This is a genomic window from Succinivibrio dextrinosolvens (assembly GCF_900116345.1).
In the GTDB taxonomy this organism is placed as follows: domain Bacteria; phylum Pseudomonadota; class Gammaproteobacteria; order Enterobacterales; family Succinivibrionaceae; genus Succinivibrio; species Succinivibrio dextrinosolvens_B.
On sequence record NZ_FPAH01000001.1, the window covers coordinates 109234 to 123423 of the forward strand.

9 protein-coding genes are annotated in these 14190 nt (G+C 41.6%); 1 reads left to right on the top strand and 8 read right to left on the bottom strand.

The features are described from left to right. Positions 1-56: 56 nt before the first annotated feature. Positions 57-1424, bottom strand: a complete 1368-nt coding sequence (locus BM308_RS00585) for a hypothetical protein (protein WP_074942365.1) — start codon at positions 1422-1424, stop codon at positions 57-59. A gap of 236 nt (positions 1425-1660) precedes the next feature. Between BM308_RS00585 and BM308_RS13160 the strand changes: the two genes are divergently transcribed. Then, positions 1661-3376 (top strand): tetratricopeptide repeat protein, encoded by a 1716-nt coding sequence (locus tag BM308_RS13160; protein ID WP_083425375.1) that lies wholly within the window; start codon positions 1661-1663, stop codon positions 3374-3376. A 130-nt stretch (positions 3377-3506) separates the two neighbouring features. Here BM308_RS13160 and BM308_RS00600 read toward each other — a convergent pair whose 3' ends face one another. The 7 genes from BM308_RS00600 to traC form a co-directional block, all read right to left on the bottom strand. Beyond that, positions 3507-5006, bottom strand: coding sequence for a tetratricopeptide repeat protein (locus tag BM308_RS00600; RefSeq protein WP_074942366.1), 1500 nt, complete (start codon positions 5004-5006; stop codon positions 3507-3509). A gap of 139 nt (positions 5007-5145) precedes the next feature. Further along, a complete protein-coding gene (gene traN, locus BM308_RS00605) occupies positions 5146-8157 on the bottom strand; it encodes a conjugal transfer protein TraN (RefSeq protein WP_074942367.1) in 3012 nt (1003 codons plus the stop codon). Positions 8158-8160: 3 nt separating this feature from the next. Then, positions 8161-9336, bottom strand: a complete 1176-nt coding sequence (locus tag BM308_RS00610) for a TraU family protein (protein WP_074942368.1) — start codon at positions 9334-9336, stop codon at positions 8161-8163. After that, on the bottom strand, positions 9336-10625 hold the full coding sequence (locus BM308_RS00615) for a TrbC family F-type conjugative pilus assembly protein (protein ID WP_083425376.1): 1290 nt from the start codon (positions 10623-10625) through the stop codon (positions 9336-9338). Before BM308_RS00615 ends, BM308_RS00610 begins: the two co-directional genes overlap by 1 nt. Further along, a complete protein-coding gene (locus tag BM308_RS00620) occupies positions 10585-11112 on the bottom strand; it encodes a S26 family signal peptidase (protein WP_074942370.1) in 528 nt (175 codons plus the stop codon). The genes BM308_RS00615 and BM308_RS00620 overlap by 41 nt, the downstream gene beginning before the upstream one ends. Further along, positions 11096-11437 carry a hypothetical protein gene (locus BM308_RS00625; RefSeq protein ID WP_074942371.1) on the bottom strand — a complete coding sequence of 114 codons (342 nt, stop codon included), beginning with the start codon at positions 11435-11437 and terminating at the stop codon, positions 11096-11098. Before BM308_RS00625 ends, BM308_RS00620 begins: the two co-directional genes overlap by 17 nt. Further along, positions 11430-14186 carry a type IV secretion system protein TraC gene (gene traC, locus BM308_RS00630; protein WP_074942372.1) on the bottom strand — a complete coding sequence of 919 codons (2757 nt, stop codon included), beginning with the start codon at positions 14184-14186 and terminating at the stop codon, positions 11430-11432. The genes BM308_RS00625 and traC overlap by 8 nt, the downstream gene beginning before the upstream one ends. Between the last annotated feature and the right edge of the window lie 4 nt (positions 14187-14190).

Below are 14190 nucleotides of genomic sequence, written 5' to 3' on the forward strand. Positions count from 1 at the left end.
TTATGGGATCATTATTCAGAACTGAACATGAAAAAGGCTATTGGAAGGGGCTTATTTTAGCGATAGCCAACTCCAATAATTCCTCCGGAAGAACCATCGCTCCAGCGGGTACAGTATGTAGTTTGAACCGGATAACTTCCGTTGGAATAAGAATAAGACCTTTCCAGACAGGTTTTAGTTTTAGTAGGACAAGATCTTATCGCGCCTTTACATCTTAAAGTACAGTGGTACGTACTTGATGAAGTAGAACAAAAACCTTCTACAGAGCAATTGGACGAAGGCGGATATGGGCTGCCACCGACATAATAACTAAAATAGGTTTCCTGAGTTGTATTACAGCAAGAGCTATAACTGCAGTCGTAATATTCAGTGTGTGAAACAAGGCAGCCAGCGGTACCACAACCACTGAACTCACGTCTTGTAGTAGTGTGTGAACAAGTCTGTTTGATAGTTTTACAGGCCTGTACCGGCTGCTCATATTTTTTAGGCAGAGCTTTTGTCTTACAGTCCTGCTTACCACAGCAGGCAACGGTCTTGCCCTCATAGTTCACAGTGCTTAATTCATACTCACACTCTTTGTTTCTGCAATCGTCATAACCACAGCATTCCTCCTGTCCGTGAGGTGTTTTGGTGGTTACATAGCCATTGCATTCAACATTGTGACAGTTGACCTTACCGCAGCACTGCAGATTCTTCTTGTTGGGATCAACCTTGCTGTCGACAGAAGTCTGACCTTCGCAGTATTTACTGTAACAGTCTTTCGTACCACAGCATTTAACAGTGCCGCCAGAAACCACTTCTGTTGAGTGCTGATAATCGCATTTAACATCCTTGCAATTCTCAGCACCGCAGCATTCAAGCTCCTTTCCAAAGTCTGCACTGATAACAGAAGTCTGTCCGCCACAACTACGATTACGACAGTCATCAAAACCACAGCAGTCCTGACCGGTTGCAGTCTTAACGTACCCACCGCAGTTCTTTTTGGATACTGTGCTTGTTCTGTAGTTGTCACAGACAGTATCGCAATCCTGCTTTCCACAGCATGACATTCCGCATCTTGAAGTCCTGTAAGGCGAGGTACAGGTATTGCCATGGGCAAGAGTGGTATTAGCACGGCAGACAGACTCACACTCGGTCTTTCCGCAACAAGGAACGCCACAAACAGAAGTAGTAAAACCGCCACATTTTGCATTTGCTCCGGTGAAAGAAGAACCATTGCCTTTCTTTAAATCTTTCTTGAAAACAGCAGACATTTCATTACGAACACGGATTGCATCGACTGATCCTGCATACTGCTTTGTACGTTCAACAACGGTCTGGCGTTGACCGGTATCAGTAAGAACCTCAACAGCATTTGCTGTCTGTTCTATCATCAATATTGTAAGAAGGCAGATTGAAATTACGACTTGTGTGATTTTCCTCATTTACAGAACCTTGTATCTATAGTTAGTTGCAACTCATTCTTGCATAAATAAAGGCTCTGATAGGACTGCTTAAGGGGAATTAAAATCGATTATCGCTCTATATATAAAATGCAAAATTCAGCTTTTCTCATTTCGTCACAGTAAAAAGGACAAATTCTTCCTATAACTCAAATATGGATTTCGTGAAGATAAATTGAACAACTCTTTTTCTATATTCTCCAATTTCTTTGAAATATATGAGTAAACTGAAAATACATATAAGTGCTTTTATTGTGGCTATGTTGGTACAGAGCGTAGCTGCAGATGATTCTTTAATAAAAAAGAATATCGAATTATGCAATAACAAAAATAATGAAGCTTGCTACATTGTCGGGGACGCCTATTTCTGGGGAGACGGAACTAAGCAAGATTACAAAAAAGCCAATGAGTATTTTGAGAAAGCCTGTTCTTTAGATCATCTAATCAGTTGTTCTGCATTAACTTACATGACTCCTTTGCTGAATAAGGAGTCACCTATTGATCCCCCAACAGAATCTAATTTATTAAACCCACAGTATTTTGAATACGCTAGGACAGAAATTAGTAACATCAATTCTGACAAGTTCAGAGAAATCTTTACTCAAAAATACTCAAATATTCCAAAAGAAAAAATTGATTTAATGAGTACTGCAGCTTCTCTGTTATTTGCTGATAAACGTTTTGCCTGGGTTGTTTATCAAGATCTCAAAAAGAACAATATTATAAAAGCCGGAACATCTCTTGAAGAGTTCTGGTTAATCTTCGCACAAAGAGCAAATCAAATTGCAGAATACCTATTAGCTAAATACCACTATGTACTAAGCGATGACGAATTAGAGGCTTTCATTTCATACAACAAACAAGTTTTTAATGCTCTATACAAGAATAAACAATACAACACGTGTAAAAAAATCATATTCGGAGGCTATGTAACACAAGAGGAATCTATTGAAATAGTTAAAGAAGCCTCTACTGAATTATTGAAAAAGAAACTCCGAGCAGAGTCAAATCTAATAAAGTCAGTTCTCTATAAAAATGAAAATGAATTATATAACCTAAAAAATAAATACGCCTATTTAGAAAAACCAGAATCAGATGTTCTTTATAGAAAATTAGTCGAAAAAAGTATTAAGGACTACTTGCACACTTTATCAAAGCTAGAAGCCGCTTCGTTCGTAGAAATGGCAAACAAAGGAAATCAAGCTGATGCACAATCACTATGCAAATTTAGCAGCGTGTTTTTTGATAAATACACATTCAACAGCAAAAGAGACATAAAAGAAAAAAGACTTATGTTTGTAAAATCAAACATGGAGCAAATAGCATTAAACAAGACAATGTCCTTCATTGAAGATGAGATAAAAATCATCAAACAGGATGAATCTATTATTGATAGAGAGTATCTATCCAATCAGAAAATTACCGATGAAAAGTCATTCTATGAGCAATCTTGCGAATTAAAGAACAGTTATAGCTGCGTATATCTAGGAATTCTTTACGAAACCGGAAAGGGAGTTCAGACAAATCTAGATCTTGCTATAAATTACTATGAGAAGGCTTGCAATTTAAACGATGGTATTGGTTGTTATGGAGCAGGAAGACATTTTTATAACAAACCAGATTTAAAAGAAAAACTAAAAGCACTCCATTTATTTGAAAAAGCGTGTGACCTTAATATCGGTGAAGGATGTGTCGAAGCAGCTAATCAATATCATTCAGGAACAATCGTAGCTAACGATAGTAAATATGCGAAAAGTTACTACGAAAAAGGGTGTGACTTAAAAGTTAGTGTTGGTTGCTATCGCCTAGGGGTAATGTACGAAGTCGGAAAAAGAGTCCCTATAAATCTAGCATTGGCAAAAGAATATTACGAAAAGGGATGTAAGCTCGGAGATAAGACAAGTTGTTATAGTATTTCTAAAGTAGGTAAATGATCTCCAATTCTCTATCTCGGAGCTAATTAGCTTTCTTTTTTTTGATTTAGAGAGATTGGAGGCTGACTAAAAAGTATCAGCCGCATTTTTCCTTAACTCTCCAATTTGATGGTATTTAACGATCCCTCTGCTATTTCATGTCTTTATACATTTTGCAACTTTCTTCTAAACCTAAATCACAAGCTTTTCCATAATAATCTTTTGCTTTAACATTTTTGTTTGCTTTAAGAGCCAAATTTCCCATTATAAAGCAACCAACTTCGTCATTTAATTCACAAGCTTTATCAGCAAAATTTAAGGACTTAGAATAATCTTGACGAAAGCTATCTCCTAGATAGTACATTAGACCAAGAACTCCACATGATCTTCCGTTCTTCAACTCACAGGATTTCTCCATAAAACTCCGCCCCAACTGAATGTTTTTTTGATTACCATCAGAAAATAAATAAATATTTCCAAGAGTGTCGCATGATGGAGAAAATTTCTTATCACAAGAAGTCTTAAAATAATCAATAGATTTGTATGTGTTTCCTTCTACTTTACGATAATGTTCTCCCAAATAGAAACCAGCCTTTGCATTACCTAATTCAAGGGATTTTTCCAGAAAATCAAGTCCAAGAGGAATGTTTTTATCAACACCTATTCCTTGATAATAGAAATGACCTAATCTTAAACAAGAATTATCGACTTTCAACTCACAACCATATGAATAATATTTGCTTGCAAGTGAAGAACTTTTGTTTTTGTTTTCTTCATGCGAATATATTCCTCCCAAAAGATCACAGCCTTGAGGCAGATTACTTTCACATGCAATTTTACTTTCTCTTGTATATTTATCTAGCGTCTCTTGACTAATGTCATTTTTATATCCCATTTCCAAAGCCACATAACCAACTACAGCCTCAAAATAACACCCCTCTGGACTGTTTAATTCACAAGCTTTTTCACCAAATTTAGAACAATTCCTCATATTATTTTTGCAACTAAGAGACATACTTCTTTCAAAACAAGCTGTGGCATCATTATTTAAACACTCAGTCTCTAACATTTTGTCAGTTAGATCCGTATCGTTTAAATCCGATTTATCTTCTATAAGGAATAAGGCGTAAAGAGTACATGCTGTCCTATTGTTTTTTTTACAATCCTCTGATGAAAGACTCTTTCCTATATCAATATATTTTTCCGCTAAGGTGCTATTCTTTTCACGAGAATAATATCTAGCTATGTCTAGACAAGACCTGAGATCTTTCAATTCACAGGCTTTTTCATAATATGAAGTCGAATCTTTTTCATCCCTATCCTTTATTACTCCTAGCTTGTATAGTCTTGCTAATTTATAACAACTCGTTGGGTTGTTTAATTCACACCCTTTACTAAATAATTGCTCTGCTTTATCCCAATTTTTATCGCTAGAACTAACCACAGCACGTTTTGAACCAGAAAAATTACAAGCTTCAGCAATGTTATCTTTTATGCACATTGAATCTAATTTTTCTAAAGGTAATTTGCTAAGTTCTTCTTCTGAATAATTAGATAAAAATAAACCTCTAAAACTGTCAAGAATACTGGCATTGCCTTGAAAAGGAGTCAGAATAAAGATGAAAGAAAAAAATAAAGAAAATACTCTCATAAAGCCTCTCAAGACAATGTGTAAAAAAAGTTATATATACTCAATTATAATTTACGAAATTATAGCTTTCATTCTTTCGAGATATTTCCTCTCTCCATTTTGTTTATTGTGACTCTCTTTATTGATTTGCCCTACTCTGTTACTTCACCGGCTGGATATTGCTTGAATTGATACCACCCGCAGAGTTGTACTTTCCTGTAGGAAGATAATTATCTCTTAACGAATCAAGGTTAATATTATCCGAGGACAGCTTGCCGGATGCCTTGAGCAAAGTCAGCCACTCAGTCAGATCAACAAGTTTCCAATTTGCATTCTGCATCTCTGATAGAGTAAGTCCGTTACAAACTGCATACTTGCCACCGCCCCAAGCCAGAGCCGGTGCATCGTTAGGATAAATCATGTGTAAACCGTTGAGAGAATACCTTATCTGCTTGTTGAGGATACGTGAAAGCTGTGATTTGAAACAGCAGTAGACATTTCTATATTCCTTGCATGAGCCTAAGAACTTGTGGGCACAGTAGCCACCTACCGGATCACAGAGTTTCTGCTGAATGTTGGATGCCACCGTATACTCGTCCTCATCACACTGAATCATGATTGTAATGACGAGTTTAGCAATACAGTAAACCGCATAGATAATGGCAATCCACATCAGACAGGCAGACAAGGCAGCACCCATGGCATTTGCAGCAGTTTCCGTACCCGCACCGACTGCAGCACTACCGCCACCGGCAGCATCCAGACCAAGCTGCTCCACAGCAAACTCAACAATTTCATTGTAGATTTCCTGCATCGCCTCCTCAACAAATTTGGAAATGAGATTGGTAACAAGCATTTTAATGCCGGCATCCTCAATGCCCGCATAGATTTCACCGGCGTAAGGAATGATGTTATTGAGAGTATTCACAATCGGAGCATTAAGCTTGTTCTGTACCTTAGTAAAGGACTGTCCAACTCCGGTATAGTTCTTGAAAACATCCCATAAAGTTCCGACCACAAACTGTGTAGGTGAACCACCTCCGCCCATCTCTGTCTGAGATGCAGAACCGCCAACGGCTGAACTGAAATAGGAGTCCATAGAGCCCACGGAATTGTCAAAAATGTCGTTGGTCAGTGCCATGTCCTTTACGAAGAAGACCTTTGACGCATAAACCGCTCCGGCAATCTGACCACGAATATCCTGCATCGGCATACCGTCCGGATCACAGCAATCGTTGCTCATACCAAGCAGTTTCTGGTTGGAGCACTCTGAGCGTTCCCCGGGGAAGAAGGTACAGGAAAGATTGTTGTTGGCATCTCGGGTACACGAAGCCTCGGTTGCAGACTGCTGACTCTCGTTTAGAAGAGCCAATGCCTTGTTAAAGTCCTGAGCATTGCCCTCCTCTTTTATCAAGAGATTCATACAGTCCTTGCCCTGGCATTCAACCTTGCCCGGACAGGAAATAGCTTTTGACTCACTGCTGATGGTGTTGTCATAACCACAGTCATAGACATAGGAAGAGAGCTTGCAGCCCACTCCGTTGTATCCTTCCTGTTCACAGTGTTCAGAGACGTAACCACAGCCGTTTTTGCGGAGCTCAGAGCATAAGGTTTGCCCCTTCAGAAAATCCGCTTTCTCATCGGTGACATTCACTTCTGCAGAGGTACACGCTGACGATAATCCATACTCTGACTTTAAAGCCGACGCCTTAACCATAATACCGTTGGAATAGACATAACCATCAAGCAGAGTTAAAGAGTCCTTACACTCGATTGAGCCTTCAAGCTCTCCCTTATACACTGCAGCCGCTCTGTTCAGACAGTCATCTGAACCCGTCCAATAGTCGTTGTTGACAGCATATTTGGGATCATAGATAACCTCAACCTCAATAATCGGCTTAGCTCCGGTGTATTCAATGGTGAAGTCCACAATCGGATTAGACTCTTTGGTCTGAAAGAAACTTGTAATATCCAGATTCAAGTCCATGCGCACGTAAGGATGATTCTGCACGCACCCATGGTTATTGGGACTACCGTAAGCATCGTAGCTAAAGAGGTGAGTTAAAGGCATCCCCGGGGCGGAACGGTCAATCTTTACCTTTACAGTTCCCGCGTAGGTGATGTTGGTGATCTTAACTTTTCTGATTGACTCAAGACTGTTGATAGTCAGTGTAGAGTTAGTAGTATGTGCTGCACAGCTGCCCGCTGTCATGCTCTGCTGATAATTAGAATCTTTAGCGTGTGGCATATCGCCAAGGTAATACTTCGTGCAGTTTTCACCACATGAACCGAACATCTGCTTACCGCTGGTACCAAAATAGCCTAAAACCTGAAAGGCTGGCTGTTTCCTTAGAGTACAGGTCGCCACAGCATCCTCTACACAGCTCTTGTAAACCGAAGTATGACGTGTCTTTTTAAGTCCCTTGATAAAGTTCTCGGTCTTGCCACAGTCAGAGAACACATTCTGTACCGAACCACCAATAACAGCCTTTGCATTGTTGAACATTGGATCTTCTGCAAGATTAGGCTTATTAAGTTTTGCAGTATCGTTCATAATCGCATAGACATGGGACTGAACTGACATATTGGAATTATTGTTGTTCTTCACGTCTGCATCTAAGCGGTCATGGGAACTCTGAGCGTACTCGACAATAGCGTTCTCGTTGGCAACACTTGCATCTTCTGTGTAAACGCCCTGCAGAGACTGAACATTAGGCAGTTTACCATCAGCATAGTATTTGCCGCAGTCACCGCCATTTCGGCATTTGGATGAGTCCGGAGACAGGTCATAAAGATTAAGTCTGCTCTCCTGTCCCCTACCGTTGGTGCTTTTAATGTTGTTAACCTTCGCTGCAGATACATTTGAGGAGTCATCAAGCTTAATGCTGTTAAAGGAAATGTCTCCCCCTGCAGATATATTGGTGCTTAAAGCGTTGTTTTGCAGATTGCGTGTCCACTCATAGCCTTTAGAGTTAGCAGTACTCTTTGCCTTGAAAATTCTCTCCTGCTGATTCTCCGGCAAAATCAGATCAGCTCTGGCCACTCTGGCTAAAAGTCCCATCTGACCTACAATCAGCGCATAACAGATACCTTTGGTAACAGTAGAACCTAAAAACGAGGTTATAACCGAGCTTTTAAGGTTAAGCTCTGTTTCATTAAATACTTTGCTCATAACTTAATGTCCTGCGCTACCCTGAACCATGCTCATGCAGCAGTCGTTCCAATTCCAGATAAGGTAAATCGGATCTTCTCCCGTCACGGGAACAATTCTTGATGTACCCCAGAATAGCTCTGACTGTCCGATTACATGGGCAGACTTTTTCTCCGGGACGGGGTACATCATGGTGATCTTGTACTGTGTTTTGGGGATAAAAAACGCCATGGAGCTCTTACACATGGCATCCTTGCCATACGTTCTCTTGAGGAAAAAGCGGCGGTGCAAAGCTGCAAGAACACGTGTGGTGAGTAAGGAAGAATGGCGCATAGAACCGCCACCGCCATGGATATTGGTAGTAAAGGGATATACCGGGCCCCATGAACCGGCACACCAGAACAGCGAATCAATAGGCTTACCCAGAGCTGTTGCTGACAGAGCCTCCGGAGTACAGGCTAAAAGAGCTATCGGATTTGCCACCATAATCGATTCTGGATTGGTGAAATAACAGATTTCATCGTCATACCAGGTCGGATCAACCTCAGACATATACAGTAAATCAATGTCTGCATAATGGTCTTTAATGCACTCGGTCTTGGCGAACATATTGAGGATCAGAAGTATTGGGAAAGAGTAATAGTGGTAATGCACGGAGGTTGCATTCGAATCCTCCTCGGTAAACTCATCCACCTCCCATGTCCCCTGTCCATGTTTAGAAAAACTTAATGTCTCTCCACCCAGAGCAGATAGACACCCCGCCATTCTTACAAACTCAATCAGCTTTGAGGGATACCAGAAACCATAGGTGTACCCAGGATAAGGAACGCCCAGAGTATCGTTGCAAAGGCATACCACCTGTTTAACTCTGTCTGCAGGAGCTTCATCCTTATCCGCACCGATTGCAGCTCCGAGCATGATAATCGGGAAAATACAGGTCCAGCAGGTGTTGGTAATCATCTTGCTTGAAAGCAGTCCCGAGTCCACACAGCGAGCATTCATCGCATCATCAAGCTGATCATCACCGGTGTTATTCCCTACTCCACTGTTAAGCTCGCCTCCGCCAAGACTCTCGTTCTGCTCTACCTTCAAACCGGCACTATCACGCATCTCCTGCATACTTTCAGCAAGTGTTCCGGAGGACACAGTAAGTAACGTGGTTAATACACACGCAAAAACAGACTTTCTTAAACTAATCATTACTGCACCTTATATTCTTCAACCGCAAAATAACGCCCCTGCTGATAAACAAGACATGGGCTGGTCTCAAGCTGAAAAGAGTTTTTTATATCGTTCTGTAGCAGATAGATTTTGGCATCCATAGTCTTTGTAATCTGCTCATAGGCTTTCCAACCCTTTTGACGGTCGAGTTTAGTGAGTATCAGAAAGGTCTGTTCATCCTTCTTACCAAGTCGTTTTTGCCACTGCTTTAAATGACTTCTTACAAACTCGATTTCCTTTTCATCATCACCGTTGAAGACCACCATAAGCCTTGTAAAAGGACATGAATCCAGAGGATTGACCTTTGTTCCTCTCGCAGCAATTACAGTTCCGTCAGTCCCTTTAATGTCCTGCTTTAGGATAAAAGTCGGGTCGACAAGGCGTTTCTTATCCTGTGTGGCTTTAGGAAGTTCTTCAAAGGGAAGATTGTTCCAGACACGGTTATAGGCGTTTTTCTTTTTGGCATCCCAATCAATCTTTGCAGCTCGACTTTGCATCTCAGCGACAATATCAGTCTCTCCGATTTCATACACCGGGCCCATACGTCCTAAATCCCCTTTCATACCCTCTCGGATTCTGTCATTAAGCCAGAGAGTTGAGAGCACACCTTCAACTCTTGCCTCCACCTTTGGTGGCTCTTTAGGTTTAAGATTGTTCGGGTCAACCGACTGCATTGCGGTTGTAGATTTGAGCTTAACAATGGTAGGAACAACGCTTACGTGGTACTGCTCAAACCAGACAGGATTCATAACCACAGAAGGAGCGTCTTTGAGTTTCATATCAATGGCAATCTGCTGAATTTTTCTGATTGCATCATTTATAGTGGTCGTACCCTTTGGCAGTCCACGAATGACAATAGCAGTATCCTTTGTGCCGGCAAGGGAGCGGTAAAGCTCTTTTATATCGTTATCGGGCATGGAGAGGGAAGCGAAAACAAGGGTACTGTACTGAGCTTTGGTCATATCAGCAGTGCCCATGGACTGTGGGGCTTTACCGGTCATTTTAGCTACCTTTGCAGCAACATGATCCTGTACCCGGCTGTTTAAGGTCTGAGCATCTTTTTTGAAAGACTCAAGCTTCGCCTTCTGGGTATCGGAGAACCTCAGATCAAAAACCGGTGCGTTTAACCTTCCCTTTAATGCACGTTCCTCTAACGCACGAAACTGCTCGGTATCCTTTTCAGATAAAGTTGAGCTCAGAGATTGAGCTAAAGCTGCAGTCAAAGAGCTAAAAAATAGGATAGAGCCTACCCACAATCTGAGTCTCATTTACCGTTCCCCAATATCGACTGTCGTATGAATCTACTGTTGTTCCAAGGGCGAAATATTCGTCCTTTTCGATGATTGCAGAACCGTAAAAATCAGAGCGTTGGCAGTTAAGACGAGGTGCAAGCTGCAGTCCATGAACCACAGCCTTTCCATTGATAAGCACATCTTCATTAGGACCTATCTGCACATGATCTAAAAACTGACCATCAAAGCGTTTGGCAAGCAGATCACCATCATCAAAAAAGACGGTATCCCTTGCAAGAAAGCCATAGTAGTTGCCTACTACCGGCTTTGTCTGCCATCTGTCCAGAAGGTAGAGAGTAAAAGGCAGACACTTGTATAAACGCCCATCCCCGCAGAATTTAAAGCGTGAGCTGAAGATATTGGCGGTCATAACCATGCAGATTACAGAGAACGCAAGACAGAGACACAGCTTGAACCAGGTTGTCCTACGTCCTAGTATGGTTGGATTAGTGCTTATCTTCATATAGCTCTTTAATTTTCTTTAGGGTGATAAGACTGTCTTTAGGAGCAGCACTGAGGTATCTTGCGTCTATCACATAAAAATTATGCTCAGTTAGTTTCTTTACATAATCCTTTGCGTAAGCAAAGTATTTTTCCTGTTCTGCTTCATCTTTGAATGAGTCCATTCTGACAAAAGCATTCCAATCAATGGCTACAATCTGGGGGCTGTTTTCGTAGACCGCTTTAAGATTTCTGTAATTCTGATGCAGATTAAAGAGCACTACCCCCATACCTAAAAGCATTAGAAACATAATTGAACTAAGTATTCCAGAGCTCCCGTTACGCATTTATCTTCTCCTCTGTCTTTTCGTTATCCTCGTTGTCGTAAGGACTTGAAATAATGTTCCCGTCCTCGTCATAGACGTAGCCCATGGACTCAAGAGCTTTTCTGGTGTCACACATAAGTCTTAGCTGCTTGTCTATAAGCCCTAAATCCTCAAGTTTCATACGGTTTAAATTGAACTGCTCATACTGTTCACGTGTCAGATACGGACTCTGACCAGATTTAGGTGTAAAGTCGTGGTACAGTCCCCTATCAATGAGCACGTGGTTAATCGCATCCACGTAATTAAGGTGCTTGAACCTTACATAGTCGTTGATTAACTGCACATCTTCAGGGTTGGTTGAGTACAGAAGTTTCTGAAAGTCCGACACAATCAGTCGTCCTACCCCTGAGCCAGCTCCGGATTTGACGAAAATCTCAGAGAAAGCACCGGCTACGGTGTGTACTGACTTTAAGAAGGAATAACCGCCATCAGACATATCAAGTCGCTTTTCCTGCTTGACCTGCTCAATGGTTTCCGGTTTCTGATGCAGAAGGAAAAAGAAAGCGGAGTTCTCAGCAATCGCCTTGCCGGTCTGATTAGAGGAATACAGGTCGTTTAGAGACTGTGTAGCGATAATCATCGAGCCGTTATATTTTCTGAACTTTCGATAAGCATGCTCTACGAATAGAGCTGACTGTCCTTCCTTTAAAAGATCCCATGCCTCATCAATCATGCAGATTTTCTTCTGAGACTTATCCTGTGAGAGGAAAACCGCCTGTTGGATCTGGAAAATCAGATTTGCAAGAATAACTTTTCTTAACGCTGGTCTTCCGGACAGTTCCTCAAGCTCCAATACGGTAAAATCCTTGTTAAAGGAGATATTGTTACGACCGTTGAAGTAACGGCCAAAGCTACCTCTGGTTGTAAAAGGATAGAGCTGTGTTGCCATATCCAGAATACGTTGATCGGACATCTTTTCACCAGTTAGCTTTAAAGCCTTCTCAATGAGATCGACATTAAGAGAGTTACCGTATTTAGCCCATTCCTCGTCCATAACACGTTCAAGCACAGAAGACTGAGTATCCGAAAGTGTGGAGTTAGGGGCAATCATAAGCTTAACCACAGATTTAAGAATATCGTTCTCCTCGTGATAGTCCTTAACAAGCTCAAAGATGTTAAGACATGGATTTTTGGAGTCCTCAAAGGAGATAAACTCACCATTCAAAGAGTCGCAGAGCTTGGCATAGGAACGACCAATATCGATAACCCAGCACTTAGCCCCCTCGGACATATACATGGTCAAAAGCTCATTGGTATAAAAGGATTTACCCGAGCCACTTTCGGCTGCTATCACGGCATTCTTGTTGGTCTGAGAGTCATGCAGAGAAACCGTCATAAGCTGACCTGTACGGGAGATAAGTCCCACGTGACCTGTGCCTGTGCCCTTCCATTCGGAGAACAGAGGTAAGAGTGCAATTGCGGTCTTGTTGGTGACTGACAAAGCTCGCTTGCTCTCATTACCAAACAGAAACTTGATTTCACCGCACATCGGCAGACAGTTGGTGAACATCTCACGCTGAATATACTTGTCGGGTAAAATCTTAAACTTGTCTATTTCAAACTGCTGCTGAATGGCTGTGGATGCTGCTAAAAGACGTTTCTGCGTTGGCGCAAACAGCATGATGGATAAAGTCATCTTTAAAGCTCTTCCACCTTCGTTAAGATCTTTGGTGTACGCCTCAAGATCATTCATGGCAAGACCCAACGCCGGACGCAGCTTGAACAGCGGGCCATAGGCAAATTTAGCGGTAGTCTGTCGCTTTCTCTCATAAAAACCTTTCTGATTGTCATGATCAGGAAAATAAACATGGGCAATCACGGCATAATTCTCCTTTACCGTCTTGTCATTACCGGAGAAATCACCCATGTACTTAATGGCGTTGCCAAACCACATGGCCGAAGGATAGGTCTTAGGTGAGAGCATCTGCACGTAGGTTTCAAAGTGATCATTGGGATCATTGGTCTTCTGATTGGTATAGCCCAGACCGAACATGGTACGGCTTGGACTTGCGGTATCATCAAGATCAGTATCGTTGTCGTAGAACTGTTCGTTTAGAGGAATATCCTCTTGCCACTCAGTAACAGAATTTCTCCACGATGCGTTATCTGACCAATTAACCAATGTGCTCATGGCTCTAAGCCATGCCCTTGCATCCATGGTCTGAGGACAGAACCCGCTTTCACGCAAGGATGACTCAATTCTGCTACGGCACTCGGATACACGGTCAATCTCAGTGATTGAGGGGTCAATGCCCGATCTCACCGGTATCTTCACCGTTATAAAGAGTTTCACATCCACTATAAGACCGGAGTCGTAATAGATGTTATTCATGTTGGAGGTGATACGGTTACGGGTGTGATAACGCAGAAAGTTGATTCTGTCCTTTAAAATAGGTGTTAGAAGTTCATGCTGATGACCAGAACGCAGATTAAACATCTGTGCTAACTGCTTGTCTATGTCGGGACTTCTGAAAAGCATAAAGCTCATCATCGACCCTTTTGGCATTTCGGTTGATAACAGGGAGGTAATCTGCGCCTGCAGATCATCACTACCGCCCGGAATAGGCTGACAGACAAAACCAAAACCCAAGGTTTTATCATCGTTGTAGAAAAGCTTATGCTCCTCATCATAGGCTATGGTGGGACTGATCTTAGAGAGTGATCGTGGTGAGGAATCTAAAAGCGACAATAATGAATTGAGCGAAAACATAAAG

What these genes read in the sequence shown, in the direction of transcription:
- BM308_RS00585 (WP_074942365.1), bottom strand. Translation starts at nt 1,424, where the DNA reads ATGAGGAAAATCACACAAGTCGTAATTTCAATCTGCCTTCTTACAATA.
- BM308_RS13160 (WP_083425375.1), top strand. Translation starts at nt 1,661, where the DNA reads ATGAGTAAACTGAAAATACATATAAGTGCTTTTATTGTGGCTATGTTG.
- BM308_RS00600 (WP_074942366.1), bottom strand. Translation starts at nt 5,006, where the DNA reads ATGAGAGTATTTTCTTTATTTTTTTCTTTCATCTTTATTCTGACTCCT.
- traN (WP_074942367.1), bottom strand. Translation starts at nt 8,157, where the DNA reads ATGAGCAAAGTATTTAATGAAACAGAGCTTAACCTTAAAAGCTCGGTT.
- BM308_RS00610 (WP_074942368.1), bottom strand. Translation starts at nt 9,336, where the DNA reads ATGATTAGTTTAAGAAAGTCTGTTTTTGCGTGTGTATTAACCACGTTA.
- BM308_RS00615 (WP_083425376.1), bottom strand. Translation starts at nt 10,625, where the DNA reads ATGAGACTCAGATTGTGGGTAGGCTCTATCCTATTTTTTAGCTCTTTG.
- BM308_RS00620 (WP_074942370.1), bottom strand. Translation starts at nt 11,112, where the DNA reads ATGAAGATAAGCACTAATCCAACCATACTAGGACGTAGGACAACCTGG.
- BM308_RS00625 (WP_074942371.1), bottom strand. Translation starts at nt 11,437, where the DNA reads ATGCGTAACGGGAGCTCTGGAATACTTAGTTCAATTATGTTTCTAATG.
- traC (WP_074942372.1), bottom strand. Translation starts at nt 14,186, where the DNA reads ATGTTTTCGCTCAATTCATTATTGTCGCTTTTAGATTCCTCACCACGA.